This window comes from Pseudomonas sp. MG-9 (genome assembly GCF_018729515.1).
In the GTDB taxonomy this organism is placed as follows: Bacteria; Pseudomonadota; Gammaproteobacteria; order Pseudomonadales; family Pseudomonadaceae; genus Aquipseudomonas; species Aquipseudomonas serboccidentalis.
Genome location: NZ_JAHHZH010000014.1, coordinates 24,039 through 48,795, shown reverse-complemented (window position 1 = coordinate 48,795; position 24,757 = coordinate 24,039). Strand labels below are relative to the sequence as shown.

The 24,757-nt window shown below is 60.6% G+C and carries 26 protein-coding genes; 8 read left to right on the top strand and 18 right to left on the bottom strand.

Features of this window, described 5'->3' with window-relative positions:
* Positions 1–54 precede the first annotated feature (54 nt).
* Together KKQ10_RS27625 and KKQ10_RS27620 are read left to right on the top strand one after the other, a co-directional pair.
* The gene (locus KKQ10_RS27625; protein WP_064586700.1) at positions 55–990 is read left to right on the top strand and encodes a lipid A biosynthesis lauroyl acyltransferase; all 936 of its coding nucleotides are present in this window, start codon (positions 55–57) and stop codon (positions 988–990) included.
* A 35-nt stretch (positions 991–1,025) separates the two neighbouring features.
* Positions 1,026–2,198, top strand: a complete 1,173-nt coding sequence (locus KKQ10_RS27620; RefSeq protein WP_127651707.1) for a patatin-like phospholipase family protein — start codon at positions 1,026–1,028, stop codon at positions 2,196–2,198.
* Between the two features lie 138 nt (positions 2,199–2,336).
* Here KKQ10_RS27620 and KKQ10_RS27615 read toward each other — a convergent pair whose 3' ends face one another.
* From KKQ10_RS27615 to puuE, 8 genes are all read right to left on the bottom strand, one after another.
* Positions 2,337–3,122: an outer membrane protein OmpK gene (locus KKQ10_RS27615; protein WP_127651706.1), complete on the bottom strand. Its 786-nt coding sequence runs from the start codon at positions 3,120–3,122 to the stop codon at positions 2,337–2,339.
* 374 nt (positions 3,123–3,496) lie between these two features.
* On the bottom strand, positions 3,497–4,282 hold the full coding sequence (locus KKQ10_RS27610; RefSeq protein ID WP_215502914.1) for an outer membrane protein OmpK: 786 nt from the start codon (positions 4,280–4,282) through the stop codon (positions 3,497–3,499).
* A gap of 179 nt (positions 4,283–4,461) precedes the next feature.
* On the bottom strand, positions 4,462–5,820 hold the full coding sequence (locus tag KKQ10_RS27605) for a nucleobase:cation symporter-2 family protein (protein ID WP_215502913.1): 1,359 nt from the start codon (positions 5,818–5,820) through the stop codon (positions 4,462–4,464).
* Between the two features lie 280 nt (positions 5,821–6,100).
* On the bottom strand, positions 6,101–7,384 hold the full coding sequence (locus tag KKQ10_RS27600; RefSeq protein WP_215502912.1) for a urate hydroxylase PuuD: 1,284 nt from the start codon (positions 7,382–7,384) through the stop codon (positions 6,101–6,103).
* 51 nt (positions 7,385–7,435) lie between these two features.
* Positions 7,436–7,939, bottom strand: coding sequence for an ureidoglycolate lyase (locus KKQ10_RS27595; protein WP_215502911.1), 504 nt, complete (start codon positions 7,937–7,939; stop codon positions 7,436–7,438).
* A gap of 151 nt (positions 7,940–8,090) precedes the next feature.
* Positions 8,091–9,086: an allantoicase gene (gene alc / locus KKQ10_RS27590; protein WP_007960036.1), complete on the bottom strand. Its 996-nt coding sequence runs from the start codon at positions 9,084–9,086 to the stop codon at positions 8,091–8,093.
* 87 nt (positions 9,087–9,173) lie between these two features.
* A complete protein-coding gene (gene uraD, locus KKQ10_RS27585; RefSeq protein ID WP_215502910.1) occupies positions 9,174–9,689 on the bottom strand; it encodes a 2-oxo-4-hydroxy-4-carboxy-5-ureidoimidazoline decarboxylase in 516 nt (171 codons plus the stop codon).
* Positions 9,686–10,612 (bottom strand): allantoinase PuuE, encoded by a 927-nt coding sequence (puuE, locus tag KKQ10_RS27580; RefSeq protein ID WP_096797017.1) that lies wholly within the window; start codon positions 10,610–10,612, stop codon positions 9,686–9,688. Before puuE ends, uraD begins: the two co-directional genes overlap by 4 nt.
* 430 nt (positions 10,613–11,042) lie before the next feature.
* Here puuE and uraH point away from each other — a divergent pair, with 430 nt between their 5' ends.
* Complete coding sequence (gene uraH, locus KKQ10_RS27575; protein WP_007913983.1) at positions 11,043–11,396, top strand: hydroxyisourate hydrolase; 354 nt, start codon at positions 11,043–11,045, stop codon at positions 11,394–11,396.
* A 197-nt stretch (positions 11,397–11,593) separates the two neighbouring features.
* Here the strand turns inward: uraH and KKQ10_RS27570 are convergent, their stop codons facing one another.
* From KKQ10_RS27570 to KKQ10_RS27560, 3 genes are all read right to left on the bottom strand, one after another.
* Positions 11,594–12,220 (bottom strand): LysE family translocator, encoded by a 627-nt coding sequence (locus KKQ10_RS27570; RefSeq protein WP_127651701.1) that lies wholly within the window; start codon positions 12,218–12,220, stop codon positions 11,594–11,596.
* 89 nt (positions 12,221–12,309) lie between these two features.
* Positions 12,310–13,659 carry an NCS2 family permease gene (locus KKQ10_RS27565; protein WP_215502909.1) on the bottom strand — a complete coding sequence of 450 codons (1,350 nt, stop codon included), beginning with the start codon at positions 13,657–13,659 and terminating at the stop codon, positions 12,310–12,312.
* Between the two features lie 287 nt (positions 13,660–13,946).
* Positions 13,947–14,393, bottom strand: coding sequence for a MarR family winged helix-turn-helix transcriptional regulator (locus tag KKQ10_RS27560; protein WP_215502908.1), 447 nt, complete (start codon positions 14,391–14,393; stop codon positions 13,947–13,949).
* A gap of 82 nt (positions 14,394–14,475) precedes the next feature.
* Between KKQ10_RS27560 and KKQ10_RS27555 the strand changes: the two genes are divergently transcribed.
* Entirely contained in the window at positions 14,476–15,642 is a 1,167-nt protein-coding gene (locus tag KKQ10_RS27555) for an aminotransferase-like domain-containing protein (protein ID WP_215502907.1), read from the top strand.
* A 145-nt stretch (positions 15,643–15,787) separates the two neighbouring features.
* On the opposite strand, the gene KKQ10_RS27550 is transcribed toward KKQ10_RS27555, so the two are convergent.
* The 5 genes from KKQ10_RS27550 to KKQ10_RS27530 form a co-directional block, all read right to left on the bottom strand.
* Positions 15,788–16,159: a glutathione S-transferase N-terminal domain-containing protein gene (locus tag KKQ10_RS27550; RefSeq protein WP_215502906.1), complete on the bottom strand. Its 372-nt coding sequence runs from the start codon at positions 16,157–16,159 to the stop codon at positions 15,788–15,790.
* Between the two features lie 103 nt (positions 16,160–16,262).
* The gene (gene folE / locus KKQ10_RS27545) at positions 16,263–16,808 is read right to left on the bottom strand and encodes a GTP cyclohydrolase I FolE (RefSeq protein ID WP_003442011.1); all 546 of its coding nucleotides are present in this window, start codon (positions 16,806–16,808) and stop codon (positions 16,263–16,265) included.
* 77 nt (positions 16,809–16,885) lie between these two features.
* Positions 16,886–17,443 (bottom strand): Smr/MutS family protein, encoded by a 558-nt coding sequence (locus tag KKQ10_RS27540; protein ID WP_127651697.1) that lies wholly within the window; start codon positions 17,441–17,443, stop codon positions 16,886–16,888.
* Positions 17,444–17,517: 74 nt separating this feature from the next.
* Positions 17,518–17,838 (bottom strand): hypothetical protein, encoded by a 321-nt coding sequence (locus tag KKQ10_RS27535; RefSeq protein WP_064118638.1) that lies wholly within the window; start codon positions 17,836–17,838, stop codon positions 17,518–17,520.
* 144 nt (positions 17,839–17,982) lie between these two features.
* Positions 17,983–18,573 (bottom strand): cysteine hydrolase family protein, encoded by a 591-nt coding sequence (locus tag KKQ10_RS27530; protein ID WP_003223193.1) that lies wholly within the window; start codon positions 18,571–18,573, stop codon positions 17,983–17,985.
* A gap of 239 nt (positions 18,574–18,812) precedes the next feature.
* Between KKQ10_RS27530 and prmB the strand changes: the two genes are divergently transcribed.
* A complete protein-coding gene (prmB, locus tag KKQ10_RS27525) occupies positions 18,813–19,721 on the top strand; it encodes a 50S ribosomal protein L3 N(5)-glutamine methyltransferase (protein ID WP_097087565.1) in 909 nt (302 codons plus the stop codon).
* A gap of 93 nt (positions 19,722–19,814) precedes the next feature.
* On the opposite strand, the gene KKQ10_RS27520 is transcribed toward prmB, so the two are convergent.
* A complete protein-coding gene (locus KKQ10_RS27520; protein ID WP_127651695.1) occupies positions 19,815–20,606 on the bottom strand; it encodes a hypothetical protein in 792 nt (263 codons plus the stop codon).
* Positions 20,607–20,705: 99 nt separating this feature from the next.
* Positions 20,706–21,659, bottom strand: a complete 954-nt coding sequence (locus KKQ10_RS27515; protein ID WP_215502905.1) for an alpha/beta hydrolase — start codon at positions 21,657–21,659, stop codon at positions 20,706–20,708.
* 130 nt (positions 21,660–21,789) lie between these two features.
* On the opposite strand from KKQ10_RS27515, the gene aroC reads away from it, so the two are divergent.
* Genes aroC through KKQ10_RS27500 form a run of 3 tightly spaced genes read left to right on the top strand, consistent with a single transcriptional unit; the run spans position 21,790 to position 24,684 of the window.
* Positions 21,790–22,881, top strand: coding sequence for a chorismate synthase (aroC, locus tag KKQ10_RS27510; RefSeq protein ID WP_003223202.1), 1,092 nt, complete (start codon positions 21,790–21,792; stop codon positions 22,879–22,881).
* Positions 22,882–22,915: 34 nt separating this feature from the next.
* Positions 22,916–24,061, top strand: coding sequence for an MFS transporter (locus KKQ10_RS27505; protein ID WP_215502904.1), 1,146 nt, complete (start codon positions 22,916–22,918; stop codon positions 24,059–24,061).
* Entirely contained in the window at positions 24,058–24,684 is a 627-nt protein-coding gene (locus KKQ10_RS27500) for a methylthioribulose 1-phosphate dehydratase (protein ID WP_215502903.1), read from the top strand. The genes KKQ10_RS27505 and KKQ10_RS27500 overlap by 4 nt, the downstream gene beginning before the upstream one ends.
* The last annotated feature ends 73 nt before the right edge of the window (positions 24,685–24,757 follow it).

Genomic DNA, 24,757 nt, shown 5'->3' with positions numbered 1-24,757 from the left:
CAAGCCGGGTCGAACGATGTAGAATGCGCGGCCACTGTATTTACGGAAGCTTTAATGGATCGCCCGCGTTTTCGAAAAGCCTATCTTTCTCCCCGCTTCTGGCCGCTCTGGTGCGGTCTGGGGCTGTTGTGGCTGGTCGTGCAGTTGCCGTATCCGGTTTTACTGACGATCGGTCGTGTTCTGGGCGCGTTGATGTATCGCGTGGCCGGCGACCGGCGGCGCATTGCCAAGCGCAATCTTGAGCTGTGCTTCCCGGAAAAATCCGCCGCCGAACGCAAACGCCTGCTCAAGGAAAACTTCGCCTCCACCGGTATCGCCTTCTTTGAAATGGCGATGAGCTGGTGGTGGTCCCGTGAGCGCCTGGCGAAACTGGCCCACGTCGAAGGGCTGGAGCATTTGCAAAAAGCTCAGCGCGAAGGCAAGGGCGTGATCCTCATGGCCGCGCACTTCACCACGCTGGAAATCGGCGCAGCGCTGCTCGGCCAGCAACACACCATCGACGGCATGTACCGCGAGCACAAGAATGCGTTGTTCGACTTTGTTCAGCGTCGTGGTCGCGAGCGGCACAACCTCGACTCGCTGGCGGTGGAGCGTGACGACGTGCGCGGCATGCTCAAGTTGCTGCGTTCGGGCCGGGCGATCTGGTACGCACCGGATCAGGATTATGGCGCCAAGCAAAGCATCTTCGTGCCGCTGTTCGGCATTCAGGCGGCGACGGTGACCGCGACCACCAAGTTTGCCCGGTTGGGTAAAGCGTTGGTGGTGCCGTTCACTCAGGAGCGTCTGGCGGACGGCAGCGGTTACCGGTTGGTGATCCATCCGCCGCTGGAAGACTTCCCCGGTGAAACCGAAGAGGCCGACTGCATCCGCATCAACCAGTGGGTGGAAAGTGCGTTGCGCGCCTGCCCTGAGCAATACTTGTGGGCGCATCGCCGCTTCAAGAGCCGGCCACCGGGCGAGCCCAAGTTGTACGCCAAACGGCGCCGTTGATCGACCTATCCCTTTAAGCACCATGGAGCGTTGCGATGAGCCCAGCTGAACCGGTCACAGGTTTGATTCTTTCCGGCGGCGGGGCTCGGGCGGCGTATCAGGTGGGGGTGCTGGCGGCGATTGCCGAATTGCTGCCGCTGGGCGCGGACAATCCGTTTCCGGTGATCGTCGGCACCTCGGCCGGAGCGATCAATGCGGTCAGCCTGGCCAGCGGCGCCACCGACTTTCGCGCCGCCATCGAACGTTTGACGCTGTTCTGGCAGGGCTTTCGCAGTCACCGGGTGTTGCGCAGCGACTGGCCCGGGGTGATCCGTCAGGCCAGCCGTTTTGTCAGTCACAGCCTGCTCGGCATCGGCCGCCAACTGCCGGTGGCTCTGCTCAACAGCTCGCCGCTGCGCGATCTGCTCAATGAAAAACTGCACATGCCCGGCATCGCCGAATCCATCGCGCGCAAGCAATTGCATGCGGTGGCGGTGACCGCGTTCGGCTATGAGTCGGGGCAGGCGGTGACGTTCTATCAGGGCGGCGGCAAGATCGATGCGTGGTTGCGCCACCGGCGGATCGGCGTGCCGGCGCAGTTGTCGGTGGACCATCTGCTGGCCAGTTCGGCGATCCCGTTGCTGTTTGCGCCAGTGAAAATCGGCGAGGAATATTTCGGTGACGGCGCGGTGCGCCAATCAGCGCCGATCAGCCCGGCACTGCATCTGGGCGCGAGCCGGGTGCTGGTGGTGGGCGTGAGTGGCAACCCGCGCGGTTTCGATCCGCAGCAGCCGCTGGAGCGCGCCTACACCGGGCAACAGCCGACGCTGGCGCAGATCGGCGGGCACCTGCTCAACAGCACGTTCATTGACAGCCTGGAGAGCGACATCGAGTTGCTGCAGCGTCTGAACCAGTTCAGTCACCTGATGCCCGAGGGCATTCCGACTCGCGAGCTGGGGGTGGCGCCGGTGGAGGTGTTGGTGATTGCGCCGAGTCAGCCGATCGATGAAATCGCGGCGCGGCATCGCCAGGAGTTGCCGGCGGCGTTGCGCCTGTTTTTGCGCGGACCGGGGGCGACCAAGACCAGTGGGGCAGGGGTGTTGAGTTATCTGCTGTTCGAGGCGGGGTATTGCAGCGAGCTGATCGACCTGGGACGGCGCGATGCGTTGGCCAAGCGTGAGGAACTGTGCCGGTTTCTGGGGATTACCGAGGCGGTGGTTCCGGCCTGAAATCTGTGGTGTTGCCATCGCGAGCAGGCTCACTCCTACAAGGATTTATGTCGGGCGCGCAAATGGCGTCAACAATGAACCCCTGTAGGAGTGAGCCTGCTCGCGATGGCGTCCTTGCAGACGCCACCTACATCAGCATCAGAAGTGGAACTTCACCAGGAAGCTGGTCACGTTCTGATTGGTGGTGAACGCACGGGTGTCGTCGATCCCGTACTTGTCTTTCCAGTAGTCGTATTCAACACCAACGTACAGCTGCTTCTCGCCGAAATTCAGCGCCTTGCCCAGGTCGTATTTGACCTGTGGGTTGAAGTGCAGGTTGGCGTGGTATTCGCCTTTGCTGTTGACGTCGTTGTCGACCACCCAGTCCATGAAGCCGTCGATCAGGATGTTCGAGTCGCCGACCGGAATGGTGTAGGACCACACAGGGGTAATCTGCCAGACGTTGTCGCCAGCGCGCGAGCCTTCGGTGTGGCGCTGGTAGAAGTTCAGCTGGAAGTAGTCGAAACCGGGAATCGCCAGGTCGAAACCAGGGCCGATCAGGTACGACTCGACGTCGCCCTCACCGAATTCGTAGGTCATCGCCAGCAGCACGTCCTTGACCGGGCCGAATTCGATCTTCTGGTCGAGGATCTTGCCGAGCGACAGGCGCGGGCTGAATTCGCCGTAGTAAGTGTTGTTGCCGACGCCGCCGTCAGGCTTGCCGTTGTAGAAGATCTTGTCGACGAACAGGAAGTTATCCCCGTACTTCCAGGCATCGGCGTGCTCGAAGGTGACGGTCTGCTGGATCGCCGGGTTGACCTTGAAGTCTTTGCCGTAAAGGTAGGTCAGGCTGTTGTTCTGCCATTGCAGCAGGCCGTCGGCCATGGCCTGGCCGCCGGCCAGCATCGATCCCGCGAGCATCAGGCTGGTGCACATACGTTTCATTCGGTTGCTCCCAAAGTAGGTGTTCCACGTTTATTTTTTTAAGATCGGCGCTCTGGTGTGGCGCCTTTTTTCGTTGCTGCAAAAGTCATCCGACTGGTCAGCTTTGATGCTGTTAGCAAGAGCTGAGCCAAGGCTTTCGAAAAGCCAAAAAACGCCCGTTCGGCTGCTGAAAAACAGTCGATTGAGCGTGTTTTCGGGATGCCTCGGTACTGACCGGGGCCGGGATAAGTTGGCCTGCTGGTCAGGAATTAAATTCGGGCTTTTTTTTAGACCGAATTCAAGAGGCCGCGGAGAATACTGACTCCTCGGCCAGGTCTCAAGTGCCCCGCAACAGAGCACCGACGACAGGTATGGGGCACGGTTGCGGGCCATCTTCAGAAGTGCACCTTCACCAGCAGGCTGGCGGTGTTCTGGTTGGTGTCGAGGTTGTGGCTGCTTTCGACGCCATATTTGTTCTTCCAGTAGCTGTATTCGGTGCCGACATACAGCTGCTTGTGGCTCCAGCCCAAGGCTTTGCCCAAGTCGTATTTGATCTGCGGATTGATGTGCAGGTTGGCGTGGTAGGTGCCGCGCGAGTTCTGGTCGTTGTCGACGACCCAGTCCAGATAGCCGTCGATCAGCAGGTCGGAATTGCCCACAGGAACGCTGTACGACCAGCCCGGGGTGATCTGCCACACGCCGTCGCCGGGGCGCGGGCCCTCGGTCTGGCGGCGGAAGATGTTCAGGGTCACGTAGTTGAAACCGGGTACTTTCAGGTCGAAGCCGGGGCCGATCAGGTAGGCCTCGCTGTCGCCTTCGCCGTACTCGTAGGTCATCGCCAGCAGCACGTCCTTGATCGGGCCGAACTCGATCTTGCGGTCGAAGATCTTGCCGAACGAGAAGCGTGGGGTGAATTCGCCGTAGAAGGCGTGCGGGCCTTTGTTGCGGTCTTCCTGACCGTTGTAGAAGATCTTGTCGACGAACAGGAAGTTGTCGCCGTACTTCCACTTGTCGGCGTGCTCGAACGTCACCGTCTGCTGGATCGACGGGTTGATCGCGAAGTTCTTGCCGTACAGATAGCTCAGGCTGTTGGTCTGCCACAGCAGCAAATCGCCGGCCATGGCCTGACTCGCGGCCAGCAGGCCGCCACTCAACAGAACGTTGGTTTGCGTGCGAATCATCGGGTGCTCCCTCTTGTTTTTATTTTTCTGTGGCGAGGGGGATTGCCCCCGTTGGGTCGCGAAGCGGCCCCCTGCATTTTTATGGGTCAAATCGAGCTGGCAGGTTTACGACTGCTTCGCAGCCGAACGGGGGCAAGCCCCCTCGCCACAGGGGATTGCCTTGACTTTAGGCGTTGCTGTTAATGCGGGTGTGCGTGGCAGTCGTTGATCGCTGCGCGTTCGGCGCCGCCGAGGATGTTGAACAGCAGGTTCAGCGTCAGTGCGCTGAGCGTGGCCATGGCGATGCCGCTGTGGGTGATCGGGCTCATCCACAGCGGCAGATGGGCGAAGAACTCCGGACGCACCACCGGGATCAGGCCCATGCCGATGCTTACCGCCACCAGCAACTGGTTGCGCCGGTCACCGATGTCGGCTTCCTGAAGGATCTTGATTCCGGTCGCGGCAACCATGCCGAACATCGCGATCGCCGCACCGCCCAGCACTGCTGGTGGAATCGACGCGACAAGGAATGCGGCTTTCGGCAGCAGACTCAGCACGATCAGCAGCCCGCCGGCGACGATGGTCACCGAGCGGCAGCGCACGCCAGTCATTTGCACCAGGCCGATGTTCTGCGCGAACGAGGAGTGGGTGAAGGTGTTGAAGAAACCGGCGACGAACGAGGCGCCGGCATCGCACAACAGGCCGCGACGCAGCATGCGCGGGCAGACTTCCTGGCCGGTGATCTTGCCCAGCGCCAGGAACATCCCGGTGGACTCGACGAAGATGATCACCACCACCAGGCACATCGACAGGATCGGCGCGAGTTCGAATTTCGGCATGCCGAAGTGCAGCGGAGTGACGAACTGAATCCATGGCGCGTTGGCCATGCCGCTCAGATCGACCATGCCGATCGCGCCGCACAGCACGTAGCCGATGCACATGCCGATCAGTACGGAAATATTGACCCAGAAACCGCGCATGAAACGGTGGATCAGCAGAATGGTCGCCAGCACCAGAGCGGCGATGGCCAGATAAATTGGTGAACCGAATTGCGCAGCGGCGGCACCGCCACCGGCCCAATTCACGGCCACGGGGAACAGCGACAGACCGATCGAGGTGATGACCGTGCCGGTCACCAGCGGCGGGAAGAAGCGCACGACCTTGGACATGAACGGCGCGATGAGCATGCCGAAGAACCCGGCGGCAATCGTCGCCCCGAAGATCCCCTGCAGGCCGATGCCAGGCATGCCGGCCATGGCGACCATGCTGCCGACCGCGGCAAAACTGGCGCCCATCATCACCGGCATGCGGATGCCCATGGGGCCGATGCCGAGCGACTGGACGATGGTGGCGATACCGGCGACCAGCAGGTCGGCGTTGATCAGGAAGGCAATTTCTTCACGACTCAGGCCAGCGGCCTGTCCAATGATCAGCGGCACCGCGATGGCACCGCCGTACATCAGCAGAACATGTTGCAAACCGACCAGGATCAGTTGCAAAAGGGGCAAACGCTGAATGGCGGGTGCGTCGGGGATGCGCGCTTTGGACAGCTCGGACATGCAACACCTCGGATCTTTTTATTCTTGTGATTGAACAGCTGCCGGGTGGCTCACAGCTGTCCTTGTGCATCATTCGTATGCTTGGCTGGAGGCATTTTGTGGCAAGGGGGCTTGCCCCCGTTGGGCTGCGAAGTAGCCCCAAAACCTTTAACCGCGTACATCAGGCAGATTGCGATTGCCGGTTTGCGACTGCTGCGCAGTCGAACGGGGGCAAGCCCCCCTCACCACAGGTAAATCCCTTCATCCCAAAAGCCTGCTTTTACACAGGCTTTGGTGTGGCTCAGTTGGTCTGGGCTCCCTGGGCGATCCATGCACCAATCAGGTCACGTTCCTGCTGGGTCATCTGGGTGATGTTGCCCAGTGGCATGATCTGCGTGGTGATGGCTTGCGCCTGGATGCGCGCCGCGTTCTGACGGATCTGCTCCGGGGTGTCGAACATCACACCGGCGGGCGCCGCGCTGAACAACGGGCTGGTCGGTTTGGCCGAATGGCAGACCGCGCAGCGTTCCTGGATCACGTTGTGCACCTTGTCGAACGCAGGCCCTGCGTTGGACGCTTGCGCCGGTGCCGCAGCTTCAGCCGGTTTCGCGCCACCGCCCAGTGCCGTTTCCGGCAGGGGTTGGTAGTCGATTTTCGCTGGCGCCTTGGCCACGTCCGGCGCGGTTGGCATCGGCGCAGGGCCGGTGACGTACGCCAGGGTGATCATGCCCACCGCTGCCACGGGCAGGGTCCAGGCAAACTTGTGGCTGTCGTGACGGGTGTTGAAGTAGTGACGCACCAACACCGCCAACACGGCGATCCCGGCCAGGATCAACCAGTTGTACTGGCTGCCGTAGGTGCTCGGGAAGTGGTTGCTGATCATGATGAACAGCACCGGCAGGGTGAAGTAGTTGTTGTGACGCGAACGCAGCAGGCCCTTGGCGGGCAGCGCCGGGTCCGGCGTGCGGTTCTCGGCGATGGCAGCGACCAGTGCGCGCTGCGCCGGCATGATGATGCGGAACACGTTGCCGACCATGATGGTGCCGATGATCGCGCCGACGTGCAGGTACGCGCCACGACCGCTGAACACTTTGCTGAAGCCGTACGCCGCGCCGATGATCAGCACGAACAGAATGAAGCCCAGCAGAGCAGGGCGTTTGCCCAGCGCCGAGTCGCACAGGAAGGAGTAGATGAACCAGCCGAGGAACAGCGAGCCGATACCGATGGCCACGCCTTCAGGGCCGCTCAGTGTGCTGCCCGGAGCCAGCAGGTATAGCGTTGGATTGGAGTAGAACACCACGCACAGCAGCGCGATCCCCGACATCCAGGTGAAGTAGGCTTCCCATTTGAACCAGTGCAGGTTCTCCGGCATCGACGGCGGGGCCAGTTTGTATTTTTCCAGGTGATAGATACCGCCGCCGTGAATCGCCCACAGATCACCGGCCAGACCGGTTTTCGGGTTGACGCGGTTGAGGTTGTTCTCCAGCCAGACGAAGTAGAACGACGCGCCGATCCAGGCCACGCCAGTGATCATGTGAACCCAGCGCACGCTCAGGTTCAGCCATTCCAACAGATGTGCTTCCACAGTCTTTACCTCTCGCCTGTCACTCTTGTTGTCGAGTGATCAGACCTTCTCTTATTGGTGGGGGGCGAGGATCAAACGCTCATCCTCTTTGAAAAAATGCTCATCGCAGTTATTGCCTGTGCCACTGCGATCAACCACCAGGAAGTCATCCCGCTTTTCGATCGTCAGCACCGGGTGGTGCCAGACGCCGCGATGGTAATTGATGCCCTGCCTGCCGTTGGTGACGAAGGCGCGGACCAAGCCTGATACAGGTACATCGCCAAGTGGCGCGACCACGATCAGAAAGGGGTTGCCGAGCAGCGGAATGAAAGCCTGGCTGCCCAGCGGATGGCGTTCCAGCATGCAAACGGTCAGCGGCATGTCCTGCGCGTCGGCGCGGAAGATGCTGATGATCGCGTTGTCCTCAGGCGTAGCGGTTTCGACCGTCGCCAGTTTATGGAAGCGCATGGTCGAACCGTTGTTGATCATGAAGTGATCGCTGCCGTCGGTTTCGATCACGTCACCGAAGGGGGCGAAGGCTTCTTTGGTCAGCGGTTCAATCTGTAGTGTGCGCATGCTGTTCTTATCCGAATTCTGTGTTGTTCAACTTGTCAGTGCGTCTTGCGCGATCCCTGTAGGAGCTGGCGAAGCCTGCGATCTTTTGACTTTGTTTTTTAAGATCAAGATCAAAAGATCGCAGCCTGCGGCAGCTCCTGCAGACTCAGCCTTACTTCGCGACCTTGCCCAATACACGCAGGCGACTCACGCCACCGTCCGGGAACACGTTCAGGCGGATGTGGGTGATCGGGCCCAGTGCCTTGATCTGCTCGACGAAGGTGTGTTCGGCGTGCATTTCCAGCTTCTGGCTTGGTAGCAGTTCGCGCCAGAACAGCGATTGGGTTTCGATCTGGCTGTCGGTACCGCCCTTGACGAACGCGCCCTGGATCGAGCAGGTGTCCGGGTAGTTGCCCTTGAAGTGCAGGGTGTCGACGATGATTTTTTCGATCTCGCCCGGGTGACCCAGCGCGACGATCACCCAGTCATTGCCCGGGGTACGACGACGTGCAGTTTCCCAGCCGTCGCCCATGTTGATGCCACGGCCCGGGTTGAGGATGTTGCTCATGCGACCGAAGTGTTCGTCGGAGCAGGCGAGGGCGCGGCCACCGTTCAGGGCTGCAGCCAGATCGACTTGCTCGTTGTCGCCAACCGCGGACCAGTCGCGGAACGGAATGCCGTACACGCGCAGACGGGCCACGCCGCCGTCCGGGTAGATGTTGAAGCGCAAGTGGCTGAACGCTTTGTCGTTGCTGATTTCGTGGTAGTGGTGGCTGTTGCCCTGCAGCTCGACGGCCGACAGCACTTCAGTCCACTGGGTGTTTTCGTCCGGCTCGCCCGAGGCCAGGAAGCACGCTTCCAGCGAGGCCGATGGCGGGAAGTTGCCGGTGAAGAATGAAGTGTCGATGTCTACGCCTTTGATCGAACCCGGTACGCCCAGGCGGATCACGGCGCTGTCGTAGCCTTCAAAGCGCTTGCGACGCGATTCCCAGCCGTCCATCCACTTGCCGTTGTCGTCGAACACACCCTCTTTCCACACGGCCGGGGTCGGCTGAAACAGACGATTGGCGTCTGCGAACCAGTCATCGGTGACCGAGATGATTTTGGTGCCCAGACGGGCATCGGCCAGGTTGACGAACTTCTCGAAAGGTACGGCGTAAGCTTTCATTCTTCTTGTCTGCCTTTAAATAAGTGGCTGGGGATGCTTGCGAGGCCCTGGGCATTCTCCGCGTCTGACATGCTCGGGCCAGGCTTGCTAAAGAGTCAGTAAACGGAACAGGGCGATCTTGTTGATCTGCGCCAGCGCGCATTTGAACTCGGTGTCTTGCGAGTTGTGAATGCGCGTTTCGAACGCCGCGAGGATCTGATGCCGGTTGCTGCCTTTTACCGCCATGATGAAGGGAAACTTGAACTTGGCCTTGTAGGCGTCGTTCAGCTCGGTGAAGCGCTGGAACTCTTCGGCCGTGCATTGGTGAATACCGGCGCCAGCCTGTTCATGAGTGCTGGCTTCGGTCAGTTGACCCTGGACGGCCGCTTTGCCGGCCAGGTCCGGGTGAGCGTTGATCAACGCAAGCTGGCTTGCGTGATCGGCGCTCAACAGGATGTCGCTCATGCGCTGGTGCAGGGTTTCGATCTCGTCGATCGAGGCATCTGCGCCCAGGTCGTAGGCCTTCTCGGCCACCCATGGCGAATGTTCGTAGATGTCGGCGAAGGCTTTGACGAAGGCGTCGCGGCTCAGGGTCGACGGTTGCAGGGTTTGAAAGCGGCTCATTGGGCGGCCCCTTGATACGGGTGGGTTTCGTGCCAGTGGCGCGCGATGTCGACACGGCGGCTGAACCACACCTGTTCATGACTTTTGGCGTATTCGATGAAGCGCTTGAGCGAAGCCAGGCGCGCCGGACGGCCGATCAGTCGGCAGTGCAGGCCGATCGAAAGCATCTTCGGCGCTTCGGCACCTTCGGCGTAGAGCACGTCGAACGCGTCTTTGAGGTATTCGAAGAAATCGTCGCCCTTGTTGAAACCCTGCACCTGGGTGAAGCGCATGTCGTTGGTGTCGAGGGTGTACGGAATCACCAGGTGCGGCTTGCCGGTCGGGTTGTTCGGTTCCCAGTAGGGCAGGTCGTCGTCGTAGGTGTCGCAGTCGTAGAGAAAACCGCCTTCTTCCATCACCAGGCGACGGGTGTTCGGGCCGGTGCGGCCGGTGTACCAGCCCAGTGGGCGTTCGCCGGTGAGTTCGGTGAGGATGCGGATCGCTTCGAGCATGTGCTCGCGCTCCTGCGCCTCATCCATGTACTGGTAGTCGATCCAGCGGTAGCCGTGGCTGCAGATCTCGTGACCGGCCTCGACCATCGCGCGGATCACGTCCGGGTGGCGCTGGGCGGCCATGGCCACGGCGAAGATGGTCAGCGGAATGTCGAATTCCTTGAACAGTTTCAGGATCCGCCAGACGCCGGCACGGCTGCCATACTCGTAAAGCGATTCCATGCTCATGTTGCGCGCGCCTTGCAGCGGCTGGGCGGCAACCATCTCGGAGAGGAAGGCTTCGGATTCTTTGTCGCCGTGCAGAATGTTGCGCTCGCCGCCTTCTTCGTAGTTGAGCACGAACGACAGGGCGATGCGGGCATTGCCCGGCCAGTGTGGGTGAGGAGGGTTACTGCCGTAACCGATCAGGTCGCGTGGGTAGTCAGCGCTCACTGCAGTCTTCCTTCTTATTCGTTGACAGAGGGTGTGGCGGCCTGGCGGTGAGTAAGCAGGCTGGCGTCACAGCGATGGGCTGATTGTATACAACTTTAATCTCACTTTGTAAGCCTGAATTTTCGCATTTTTCACCGACTGTCCTCTTTTGCTGTTAATGGCGTGAGCCTGCAAGAAACCTGCCTGATCAGTCAGCTAATGGATCGCAGGTTCAATAGATAGGCGCTGACTGCGCAGATCAGCGGTAAACGCCCGAATGGCGGGGGTGACGCGAAAAATGTCGTTTTTATTGTGTACAATTTTCATGGAAAGTGTCTTAATCAATCGCTCGCCGCAGCCTTTCGTGCTCCGAATCGGTGCGGTCTCCTTTTTACCTGACTTCGGGAGGCGCGAAGTCTGACTGCTCTTTGCGGCCAGGCGCGCAGAATCAATGGGACGTTTGACAACACACGTTTTGGACGCTGCACACGGTTGCCCGGGCAGCTCGATCAAGGTCGAGCTGTACCGCGTTGAAGGATCGCACCTGGAATTGGTCGCCAGTGCGGTTACCAACAGCGATGGCCGGGTCGATGCGCCGCTGCTGCAAGGCGATGACTACCGCACCGGGGTCTATCAGGTGCAGTTCCACGCCGGCGATTACTACCGCGCCCGTGGCGTGCAGTTGCCGGAGCCGGCGTTTCTGGACGTGGTAGTGCTGCGTTTCGGCATCTCTGCCGAACAGGATCACTACCACGTGCCACTGCTGATCTCGCCTTACAGCTATTCCACCTACCGGGGCAGCTGACCCCCAAGCAGCTGCCCCCACCGGGAAGCGACTGCGCATATAGCTTCTTTGGTCTTTCGCCCGCTCACACTGCGGGCTTTTTTTCGTCTGCCTTAAAGTCAAAAGATCGTCCGAACGCGGCCCGAGCCTTCGGCAGCTCCTACAGGGGACTGTATTTCAAACTGTAGGAGCTGCCGAAGGCTGCGATCTTTTGCTCTTTAGCGGCTCAACAAAGAAGCAGCCCCCGCACCACTGAACAACCCGGCACTCACCCGGTTGAACCAGCTCTGCCCCTTGCCGCTGCGCAGATAGCGTGCCGCGCCATGCGCACCCAGTCCGTAAGCCAGTTTGCAGCCCAGGTCGAGCACCACCCAGGTCACAATCATGATCAGCAACTGCGGCAGGAACGGCTGTTGCGCGCTGAGGAACTGCGGCAGAAATGCGGCGAAGAACAGGATGTCTTTCGGGTTGCTGGCGCCCAATACAAAGGCCCGCCCGAACAGTGTACGAAAGCGCGGTACCGGCGCAGCTTGCGGCACTTCGGCGCCTACCGACGGCTGACGCGATTGCTGCCAGCTCTGCCAGGCGAGATAGAACAGGTACAGCGCACCGACGATTTTCAGCGCGCTGAACAGCTGTTCCGACGCCAGCAGCAGGGCGCCAAGCCCCAGCGCCGAGGCACTGAGCAGGCAGATCGAGGCGATCACGCCGCCGAGAAACGCCGGGTACGAACGGCGCAAGCCGTAGTTCAGGCTGTTGCTGATCATCAGCAATGACAGCGGCCCCGGGATCAGGATCACCACCAACGCAGCGCCGCTGAACAGCAGCCAGGTTTCCAGACTCATCACTTTGCTCCTTTTTTGTTGTACTCAAGAATGTGCAAAAGCCCCACCCGCGAGGGTGAGGCTGTGTCGAAGCTTGAACCGCGTGACGCTTACAAGAAGATGAACTTGGCGATGAAGATCGCGCAGAGCACCCACAGGCTGACGGAAATTTCCTTGTACTTGCCGGTACCGGCCTTCAACGCCACGTAGGTGATGAAGCCCAGCGCGATGCCGTCGGCGACCGAAAAGGTCAGCGGCATCATGATCGCGGTGACGATCGCCGGAATGGCATCAGTGGCTTCGTCCCACTCGATGTGGGCCATGCCACCCATCATCAGCATTGCGACGTAGATCAGTGCACCGGCGGTGGCATAGGCGGGAATCATGCCGGCCAGCGGTGCGAAAAACATCGCGGCTATAAATAGCACACCTACGGTGACTGCGGTAAGACCAGTCCGACCACCAGCGGCCACACCGGCGGCACTTTCCACGTAGCTTGTCACCGGAGGAACACCGACCACGGCGCCGAACACGCTGGACGCACTGTCGGCTTTCATGGCGCGGGAGAGGTTTTCGATACGCCCGTCAGCGTTGACCAGATTGGCGCGCTGGGCAACGCCCATCAGGGTGCCAGCGGTGTCGAACATGTGCACAAAGAGGAAAGCCAGGACCACGCTGATCATGCTGACGTTGAACACGCCGGCCACGTTCATCGCCATGAAGGTCGGCGCCAGGCTTGGCGGGGTCGACATGATTCCCGAGTAGTGCACGATGCCCAAGCCCCAACCGGCCAGGGTCACGGTGATGATACTGATGAGGATCGCGCCGAAGACTTTGTGGTAGCTGAGGATTGCGATCATCAGGAAGCAGATCGCCGCCAGCAATGGGCCCGGTTCACGCAGGGAACCGAGCTTGATCAGTGTGGCCGGGCTGTCGACGACGATGCCGGCGGTTTTCAGGCCGATCAGACCGAGGAACAGGCCGACACCGGCGCCCATCGCAAAGCGCAGGCTGACTGGAATACTGTTGAGCAGCCACTCGCGGATACGCGAGAAGGTCAGGATCATGAACAGTACACCGGAGACGAACACCGCACCGAGCGCGGTTTCCCAGTTGTAGCCCATGGTGCCGACCACGGTGTAGGTGAAGAACGCATTGAGGCCCATGCCCGGTGCCAGACCCACTGGCCAGTTGGCGTACAGGCCCATCAGCAGGCAGCCGAGTGCGGCGGCAATGCAGGTGGCGACGAAGGCTGCACCGTGATCGATCCCGGCATCGGCCATGATGTTCGGGTTGACGAAGATGATGTAAGCCATGGTGATGAAGGTTGTCAGACCGGCAATCAGCTCGGTCTTCACCGTGGTGCCATGCAAGCTGAGTTTGAAGATGCGCTCCAGCACACCGGTGCGTAAGGGCGGTGAGAGGTCCAGCGTCGATGCTTCGGATTTGCGGCTTTCCACAGCGAGTACTCCTCAAGAGTTTTATTGTTATTTCCAGGGCTGGACCCATGAGGGGTGGCAGCAGCCCTTTGAGGCATACGCGAATTTGTTGACCATGCGGTCAGGAACTCGCACGCAGTGGATTATGCTTTTGTGTACAAATAAAGCAAATATTGTTTTTGATTTTGTTTGAGAAAGTTCCGACTTTAGGGGTATATCGTTTGTTCGGACGCCTTCGCGAACGAGCCCGCACATTTGAAATGCGTTCCCCTGTGGGAGTGGGCTTGCTCGCGAAGAGGCCGGCCCATTCAATCGAGGTGTGACTGACTATTCCCCAACGCTAAATTCACCGCCAGCCAGCCATTCACCGCTGCCTCCCCAGCCTCGGCAAACACCCGCTCGAGCAACTTCACCTGCTCACGGCGCAACGCCTGCTCGAACTTCGCACCCTCAGCGGTCAGCTCGAGCAGGCGCTTACGCTTGTCCGCCTCTGACGCCACGCTTTCCACCAGATGCATTTCCTGCAACTGGCGCAACGGCATATTCAGTGCCTGTTTGCTTACGCCGAGCAATCCCAGCAATTGCTTCACACTGAGATTCGGATAACGCGCGATGAAAAACACAATCCGCTGATGCACCCGGGACAGGCCGCGCCGCTCGAGCATTTCATCGGCCTTGGCGGTGAACGCCTGATAGCCGAAGAAAAACGCTTCCATCGCCTGTTGCTGGCTAACCGGGTTTTTAAGGTCAAGCATGTTGACGTACTCGCTCAAGCTGTCGTAGTTTCAGTCAACCAGTTTGACTCATTTTTCCCAAGCCTCGCTACCGGTGACTCCCATGGCTTTTTCCGAACGTGTCTCGCGCCTTAAAAGTTCTCTGATCCGTGAAATCCTCGCCGCCGCCCAGCGCCCGGAGGTGATGTCGTTTGCCGGTGGCTTGCCGGCCGAAGCCATGCTGCCGAAAGTCGAATGGGCCGACATGCCGCTGTCTCTCGGCCAGTACGGCATGAGCGAAGGCGAACCGGCGCTGCGTGAAGCGTTGGCGGCGCAGGCGAGGGCGCTGGGGCTGGCCTGTGAAGCGAGTCAGGTGCTGGTGGTCAGCGGCTCCCAGCAAACCCTCGATCTGGCGGCCAAGTTGTACATCGACAAGGGCACTGAAATTCTCCTGGAAGCACCGACCTATCTCGCCGCATTGCAGATCTTCCAGCTGTTCGGCGCCGATTGCCTGACCGTGCTGCAAGAGGCCGACGGCCCGAACCTGGCCCAACTGCGCACTCGTCTTGAGCAGCATCGCCCAGCGTTCATCTACCTGATCCCGACGTTCCAGAATCCGTCCGCCGTGCGCTACAGCGAAGCCAAGCGCGCTGCCGTCGCCGCGCTGCTGGATGAATTCGGCGTGACGCTGATCGAAGACGAACCGTACCGCGAACTGACCTTCGATGGCGGCAGCGCCAAACCGATTGCCGGGCGCCTGAAAAAAGCCAGCTGGATCTACACTGGCACCGTGTCGAAAACCCTGTTGCCAGGGTTGCGCGTCGGCTACCTGATCGCCAGCCCGAACCTGTTTCCGCACTTGCTCAAACTCAAGCAATCGGCGGATCTGCACACCAACCGCATCGGCCAGTGGCAGGCGCTGCAATGGATCGGCAGTGAAAAATATCAGCAGCACTTGAGTGAGTTGCGCGGCTTCTACCGGCAGCGCCGCGATGCGTTCCAGTCAGCGCTGGAAACGCATTTTTCTGATCTGGCAGACTGGAACATGCCACAGGGCGGGCTGTTTTTCTGGCTGACGCTCAAGCAACCGCTGGATACGCGCACCTTGCTCAACGAGGCGCTGGCCAACGACGTGGCGTTCATGCCGGGCGAACCGTTCTTTCCCGAACCGGATAAAAATCTTGGGCATCTGCGTTTGAATTTCAGCCACATCGAACCGGCGCGGCTGGATGAAGGGCTGAAGCGATTGGCGGCGGTGGTGCGTCAGGCTCAGGCGGTGCAGGCGGCCTGAAAACAAATAAACCGGCTGAGGGCCGGTTTATTTTTGTCTGGACTTTATGGCGACTGGTCGGGCCTCTTCGCGAGCAGGGGGAACGCATTCCAATTGTAGGCGTGAGCCTGCTCGCGATAGGGCCATCAGCCCCGGCACAAATCCATCAGACTGCAGCGAAACGCTTGTCCAGATAATCAATGATCACCTTGGATTCATACATCCAGGTCGTCTGTCCATTCTCTTCAATACGCAGGCACGGCACCTTGATCTTGCCGCCCTGGTCCAGCAGCGTCTGGCGATCCTGTTCGTTGTTTTTCGCGTCCTTCAGCACCACCGGCACGTTCAGGCGGCGCAGGGTGCGGCGGGTCTTCACGCAGAACGGGCAGGCGTGGAACTGATACAGAGTCAGGCCTTTGGCGGCCGCGTTGACCTGGGCCTGGGTTTCGGCCGGGCGCTGTTTCTTGCCCGGGCGAGTGATGAAGTCGATGAAGATGATCAGTTGGCCAAGGCCGACACGAAGCGCTTTTACGAACACGTTGAAAGCCTCACGGTGCAAATGGAGAAAGGCGCGCAGCTTACCCGATTTTTCACGGACGAAAAAAAACCGGCGATCAACGCCGGTTTTTTTCTGCAGCCGATTACTTGATCAGGCTGAGGAACTCACTGCGGGTGGCCGCGTTTTCGCGGAACTCACCGAGCATCACCGAGGTGATCATCGACGAGTTCTGCTTCTCGACACCGCGCATCATCATGCACATGTGCTTGGCCTCGATCACCACGGCGACGCCCAGCGCGCCGGTGACTTGCATCACCGCATCGGCGATCTGGCGGCTGAGGTTTTCCTGGATCTGCAGGCGACGGGCGTACATGTCGACGATCCGCGCAACCTTCGACAGGCCCAGCACCTTGCCGCTAGGGATGTACGCGACGTGCGCCTTGCCGATGAACGGCAGCAGGTGGTGTTCGCACAACGAGTACAGCTCGATGTCCTTGACCAGCACCATTTCGCTGTTGTCGGAGCTGAACAGGGCACCGTTGGTGACCTCTTCGAGCGTCTGTTCATAACCGCGGCAGAGATACTGCATGGCTTTGGCGGCACGCTTTGGCGTGTCGAGCAGGCCCTCGCGGGACACGTCCTCGCCCAGTTGGCCGAGAATCGCGGTGTAATTCTGTTCCAGGGACATGAAACTACCTGTGGGGATTTTCGCAAAGGGCAAGGGTACGGTGGCGGACACAACCCTGCAAGTTCGGTGTAACGCGATTATTCGTCGCGGCCTTCCATCATGGTGCGTTTGAGCATCACGTAAACCGCACCGGCACCGCCATGCCTGGCCTGACAGGAGCAGAAGCCGAGCACTTGCGGATGCTGGCGCAGCCAGGTGTTGACGTGGCTTTTGATCATCGGCCGCTTGCCGTCCAGGCGTACAGCCTTGCCGTGGGTGACGCGCACGCAGCGGATTTCGAATCGGGTCGCTTCCGCCAGAAATGCCCAGAGGGTCTCACGGGCTTTTTCGACGTTCATGCCGTGCAGGTCGAGGCTGCCTTCGAACGGAATCTGGCCGATCTTGAGCTTGCGCATCTGACTTTCCTGCACCCCGTCGCGGGCCCACATCAGTTCGTCTTCGGGGCCGACGTCGATCACGAACTGATCGGACAGGCCATCCACGGTAGTGGTGTCGGTGCGCACGGTGGCGGACTGGCGCAGTTTGGCGATCTGGGCGCGGTCAGCTTTGGGTTTGCCGGTGTCGGCGCGGTCGTGCTTGATCGGCTTGACGCCTTGGATCGCACTTTTGAACAGGGAAAAATCGTCGTCTTGCATGTCAGCCTCCGCGAAGGGCGGCCAGTTTACCCAAGTCGAAACAAAACGGCCCGGCAAAAAGCCAGGCCATCACCTCAGTCGTGTTTTTTCATCAGGTGCGGGGACATGTTCAGTTCCCGCGATTGCCGGGCGCGACGCCGGCAACGACGCCACAGCGCCACGCCGAAGTACAGAAACAACAAACCGACCGCCAGAATGATCGCCGAACCCATCGGCGTGGCATTCAAGTCGCCGAGCGCCGGTGGGCGCCCCAGCAGGCTGGCGGCACCGGCCATCGCCAGCAGCACACCGAACATCGCCAGAATGGCGGCGATCGCTGCGCCAAATCGAAAACGCCAGTTGCTTTGGCCTTTGGGCCGCAAGCGGCGTGCGTCAAATCCATCGGATAACTTCATTCCGACCTTCCTCAATGGGTATCGGCCCTTCGACCGGGAGTTGACCGGGTTGTTCCTGAGGCTAAGGCAATTGAAGCCAATGCGAGGCTTTTGCGGATGAGCGGCGCTGTGAGCCGCTCACCGGAGTTTGAAGCAGGCCCGCGATCAGATCAGATCCTGAGTCAAGGCGAGGGTGGCGAAGTTGTCGGCCATGATCGCCATTTCCGCTTCCTGCACCACGGCGGCGCTGAGCACACGGCCCTTAAATGGCAGGTCGCGGGTGGCGCAGGCGTCTTCGACCAGGGTGCAACGGAAACCCAGGTTCTTCGCCGCGCGCACGGTGGTGCTGACGCTGGAGTGGCTCATGAAGCCGCAGACGATCAGGTCCAGCGAGCCCAGATTCTGCAAACGGTCCAGCAGTTCGGTGCCGTGGAAGGCGCTCGGCAGCAGTTTGCCGATGATGGTTTCATCACCCTGTGGCTCAAGGCCGGGGATGAATTCGCCGCGCTCGCCCTGTGGGTCGAACAGGCCACCGACGGTGCCGAGATGACGCACGTGCACGATCGGCCGACCGGCTGCACGGGCTGCGGCGACCAGTTGTTTGATGTTCGCGACGGCCGCGTCCATGCCGCTCAGGGCCAGCGGGCCACTGAGGTACTCCTTCTGGGCATCGATGATGACCACGGTGGCATGGCTCAGCGTGGCCGCTGCGTAACCGCGGCCGCTGAGTTGAAACATCGTTTTTGGAACGGACATTCTGGGGCTCCTTGGGGTGGGGCTTTTGCGGCATTGTCCTCTGGCTGAGCGGTTCTGTGAACCGCTACCATCGCAAGCGCCGTCGTTACTGGCCTGCAGCCTTGTCAAGTTACACGTTCCGTTCAATAGCTGATGCAAAAATCAGAAAAGTCCTACTGTCGCCCCCGTATGTTTCCCGCGTCGTCGTGACGCGTTTTGGCTGCTAGAATCGCCAGTCGTTTTTTCTGGAGTTCTGCCCCGTGATCACTTCCCGACTTCGTACCCTGCGCGACCACATCCGTTGGGCCGTCAGCCGCTTCCATGGGGAGGATCTGTTTTTCGGCCATGGCACCGACAACGCCTGGGACGAAGCCCGGCAGTTGGTGCTCGGTGCGTTGCACCTGCCATGGGAAATCGCCGACAGCTACCTCGATTGCGCGCTGGAGGATGATGAACTGGTCAACCTCCAGCGTCTGCTCAAGCGCCGCATCGAAGAGCGCATCCCGACCGCTTACCTGCTGGGTGAGGCGTGGTTCTGCGGCATGTCGTTCATCGTCGATGAGCGCGTGCTGATCCCGCGTTCGCCGATTGGCGAGCTGATCGAAAACCGCTTCGCACCGTGGATCGGCGACGAGCCTGCACGCATTCTCGACCTGTGCACCGGCTCCGGCTGCATCGGTATCGCCTGCGCCTACGAGTTCCAGAACGCTGAAGTGGTGCTGGCGGACCTGTCGTTCGAAGCGCTGGAAGTCGCCAACCAGAACATTGAGCGCCACGGCGTCGATGAGCGCGTGTATACCGTGCAGGGCGATGGTTTCGATGGGCTGCCGGGGCAGCGTTTTGACTTGATCGTGTCGAACCCGCCGTATGTCGACGCAGAGGATTTCGCCGACATGCCGGACGAATACCAGCACGAACCGGAGCTGGGCCTGGCCTGCGGTGATGACGGTCTGAACCTGGTACGACGGATGCTCGCCGAAGCGGCGGATCACCTGACCGAGAAGGGGTTGCTGATCGTTGAAGTGGGCAACAGCCAGGTGCACGTCGAAGCGCTGTACCCGGAAGTCGACTTCGCCTGGCTCGATTTCGAGCGCGGCGGGCATGGCGTGTTCATGCTGACAGCGGAGCAGTGCCGCGATCACCAGGCCCTGTTCGCCTCCCGCGTCTAAAGCCTAAAAGCAAAAGATCGCAGCCTTCGGCAGCTCCTACAGGGTGTACACCAATCCCAATGTAGGAGCTGCCGAAGGCTGCGATCTTTTGATCTACCGGTGCGTAGCAATCCAGATCAACAACCCCGCCTGAAACACCGCAAACGCCACCAGACAGGTAATGGTGAAGCGCAAACCCGCGTCTTCACGCTTGAACTTGCTGACTTTCTCTTCCTGCTTCTTCAGCTTCACTTCCTGCTCGGCCAGGTTCTGCTCGGCCTGTTGCAGCATCTGCGCCGCTTCGAGAATCTCGACGATCTGCAGCTTCTCGCTGTTCCAGTCGCCCAGCAAGTCACCGACCTGCACCTCTTTGACGCTGCCCTTCAAATGCTGGGCGTCGGCATACACCACGTCGAAACCATGTACGCGCAAGAAGTGATCGCGACGCAGGCGGGTGTCTTCGTTCAGCGCGTCCTTGTTGTTCAAGTCCATGCCGTCGATGGTGTAGGTCGGCCAGCGCTTTTTCGCCCAGTTGATGCCTTGCGCAGCCATGAAGCGGCCGATGCCGCGGTTCAGCGGTTCGATCTGCAAGCCGCTGTCGGGGCCGAAATGCACGCGCTTGGTGGTGTGATTGACCCACACGTCGAGCTGGTTCTGCTCTTTGCGTACGCGCTGGGCGGGGAGTTTGATCGCCATGCGCATCAGGCTGTGTTCTTTGCTGTTACGCTCGGCATAGCCGAATTCGACAAAGCGCAACGGCCGGCCACCGGTGTGACGGTCAGTCTGCAGCGGGGCCAGGCGGAGCATCTTGTGGTGCTCGACGCTGACGTCCGCCCATGGCAGCTCGACCGCTGGCGGTGCGTCTTTTTCAGCGGTGGTGTCGGGTGAAGTCTGGGTATCAGTCATAGCGGCGAGATCCTGTCCAAGCTCTGCTTGTCGCCAGCCAGTACGCTGGCGACAAAGGCTTATCGGCCGTTTCTGACAAGACTAGAGGGCAAACTACGGTTAACGGGTGCGAAGTCCGTCAATAAACTCGATGAGTTTGCCGCCCAGTTCCGCCGCCAGTGGCAAATTCGGGTCCTTGTAGGAGGCCAATTGCCGCTTCACATCGGCGGGGACGATGCGCATCACGTGGTTCATGCCCTCGATCACCACCAGTTCGGCGTCGGGCTTGGCGGCTTTCAGCGCCCGCGCATCGCCAACGCCGACTTGCATGTCGTTGCTGCCCTGAACGATCAGCGCCGGCATCTTCAGTTGCGCAAAGGCCTTGGCCGGCTCCTGGCGGAACAGCGAAATCAGGTACGGCTGCACGCTTGGCCGGAAAATCGGCTGCAGCGGCGCCGGCACGTTGGCATCGGTGTGGCCGGCCTTGAGGCTGTCGAGCAGTTCGTTACTGCGCAGCATCAACGGTGGCGGCAGGCTGCGCGCCAGTTGTTCGCGAACCACTTGATCGACCGGCCGGGCGCTGCCGGACAGGGAAATCAGCGCCGCGGCGTCGGCGCGCGGGGCGGCGAGGGTGGCGATGAGGGCGCCTTCACTGTGACCGAGCAGAATCAACGGACCGAACCGTGGATCGCTTTTCAGCTTCTGGCTCCAGGCCACGGCATCGTTGACGTAGGCCTCCACCGACAGATTGCGCTCGTCGGGTGTGGCCGCAAAGCTCGCGGCCACACCACGCTTGTCGTAACGCACGCTGGCGATGTTGTGTTTGGCCAGCACCCAGGCCAGCCGCTTGAGGCTGTCATTGCGCCCGCCATCGGAGTTATTGCCGTCACGATCCGTAGGACCGGAGCCTGCAAGGATCAGGACAACCGGCACCGGGTTGTCGGATTTTGGCAGCAACAGGGAGCCGAAAAGTTCACCGTTGCCGGTGTCCAGAGAGATCGGGCGCTGCAGGACAGTTGCGTGGGCAAAGCCGGTAAACAGGGTAAGACTCAAGATCAGAACTCGCAGCATCATCACGCCATCATTCGCCAAGGTGCCGGTTGGACTCACCAACACCACTAAGGTTCGAGGATGAACTAGTCGGTTAGCCTGCGTATACTGGCGCGCATCACGAATTTGGGTTTGATTCCACGGAGCGTCCTGCATGTCCGGCAATACCTACGGCAAGTTGTTCACTGTCACCACCGCTGGCGAAAGCCATGGTCCGGCGTTGGTCGCCATTGTCGACGGCTGCCCGCCGGGCCTGGAGATCTCCCTCGAAGACCTGCAGCGCGATCTCGATCGCCGCAAGCCGGGCACCAGCCGCCACACCACCCAGCGTCAGGAAGCCGACGAAGTCGAAATCCTCTCCGGCGTGTTCGAAGGCCGCACCACTGGCTGCTCCATCGGCTTGTTGATCCGCAACACCGACCAGAAGTCCAAGGACTACTCGGCGATCAAGGACCTGTTCCGCCCGGCCCATGCCGATTACACCTACCACCACAAATACGGTGAGCGCGATTACCGTGGTGGCGGTCGCAGCTCGGCGCGGGAAACCGCGATGCGCGTGGCGGCCGGTGCGATCGCCAAGAAGTTTCTCGCGACCCAGGGCATCGTCATCCGTGGCTACATGAGCCAGCTCGGCCCGATCGAAATCCCGTTCAAGACCTGGGATTCGGTGGAAGAGAACGCCTTCTTCAGCCCGGATCCGGACAAGGTGCCGGAGCTGGAAGCCTACATGGACCAGTTGCGCCGCGATCAGGACTCGGTCGGGGCGAAGATCACCGTGGTCGCCGAAGGCGTGATGCCGGGCCTTGGCGAACCGATTTTCGACCGTCTGGACGCCGAACTGGCGCACGCGCTGATGAGCATCAACGCGGTCAAAGGTGTGGAAATCGGCGCCGGTTTCGCCTGCGTCGCACAACGCGGCACCGAGCATCGCGATGAACTGACCCCGGAAGGTTTCCTCAGCAACAACGCCGGCGGCATTCTGGGTGGCATCTCCTCGGGTCAGCCGATCGTCGCGCATCTGGCGCTCAAGCCAACGTCGAGCATCACCACCCCGGGCCGTTCGATCGACATCCATGGCAACCCGGTGGACGTGATCACCAAGGGCCGTCATGACCCCTGCGTCGGCATCCGCGCCACGCCGATTGCCGAAGCGATGATGGCCATCGTGCTGATGGACCACCTGCTGCGTCACCGTGGGCAGAACGCCGATGTGCGTGTCAGCACCCCGGTGCTGGGTCAGCTTTGATGGGTGATCTCAAGGCCGCTGCGGCATAACCCCCGTGGCGGCGCTCCCGTACTGGCGGCTGTCCAGTTTCTATCTGTTCTATTTCGCCTTGCTCGGTTCGACAGCGCCGTTTCTGGCGCTGTACTTCGATCACCTCGGGTTCAGCGCTGCGCGCATCGGCGAACTGGTGGCGATCCCGATGCTGATGCGCTGCGTGGCGCCGAACATCTGGGGCTGGCTCGGCGACTACACCGGCAAACGGCTGGCCATCGTGCGCTTCGGCGCGGTGTGCACGCTGCTGACGTTCTCGCTGATTTTCGTCAGCAAGACCTACGCCTGGCTGGCGATGGTCATGGCGTTGCATGCGTTCTTCTGGCACGCGGTGCTGCCGCAGTTCGAAGTCATCACCCTTGCGCACTTGCAGGGACAAACCTCGCGCTACAGCCAGATTCGCCTGTGGGGCTCGATCGGTTTCATCATCACCGTGGTCGCGCTGGGGCGCTTGTTCGAATGGCTGAGCCTCGACATCTACCCGGCAGCGCTGGTGCTGATCATGGCCGGTATCGTCCTCAGCAGTTTGTGGGTGCCGAATGCGCAACCGCCTCAAGGTAACCGGCCTAGCGGGGAGGGCTTTCTCAAGCAGTTGCGCAGCCCCGGTGTGCTGGCGTTCTACGGCTGCGTCGCGCTGATGCAGATGAGCCACGGCCCGTATTACACGTTTTTGACCTTGCACCTTGAACGACTCGGTTACAGCCGGGGCGTGATCGGCATGCTCTGGGCCGTGGGCGTGGTCGCCGAAGTACTGATGTTCATGTTCATGAGCCGGATTCTCGCGCGGTTTTCGTTGCGTCGGGTACTGATGGCGAGTTTTCTGCTGGCGGCGCTGCGCTGGTTGCTGCTAGGTTCGTTCGCCGAATTCCTGTGGGTGCTGTTGTTCGCTCAGGTGCTGCATGCGGCGACCTTCGGCAGCTTTCATGCCGCTGCCATCGCGTTCGTGCAACGTAGCTTCGGTGCGCGCCAGCAAGGCCAGGGCCAGGCGCTGTATGCAGCGCTGGCCGGCACTGGCGGTGCGTTGGGCGCGTTGTATTCCGGTTACAGCTGGAATGCCCTCGGCGCGACATTGACCTTTAGTATTGCCAGTCTCGCGGCGCTCGCTGCTGCCGTTATCATTGCCACACGTATGCAAGAGGACAGGCCATGAGCCTTACGCGTGAACAGCTCGCCCAGCAGATCGTCGACGCCGGGCGTTTTCTTTATGGTCGCGGCTGGTCGCCGGCCACCAGCAGCAATTATTCGACGCGCCTGTCGGCCAGCGAAGCGCTGCTGACCGTGTCCGGCAAGCACAAGGGCCAGTTGGGTCTGGACGACGTGCTCGCCACCGACTTGTCCGGCAACAGCCTGGAACCGGGCAAAAAGCCGTCCGCCGAAACCCTGCTGCACACCCAGCTCTACAGCTGGCGCGCGGAGATCGGCGCGGTGCTGCACACCCATTCGGTGAACGCCACGGTGCTGTCGCGCCTGACGCCGGAAGACTTCATCGAGTTCGAAGACTACGAACTGCAAAAAGCCTTCAGTGGCATCTCCACTCACGAATCCCGGGTGCGTGTGCCGATTTTCGACAACGATCAGGACATTGCGCGCCTCGCTGCCAAGGTGCAGCCTTGGCTCGACGCCCATCCCGATTGCGTCGGTTATCTGATTCGCGGCCACGGCCTCTACACCTGGGGCGCGCAGATGAGCGACGCCCTGCGGCAGATCGAGGCCTTCGAATTCCTGTTTGAATGCGAGTTGAAAACCCGCAGCGTCATGAACCGCCAAGGCTGACTTCACCAGAAGCAGCCCATTTGCCTGATGAAATGCACTGCCCGACCGGTCAGCAAGAACCGGACGGCAAGGC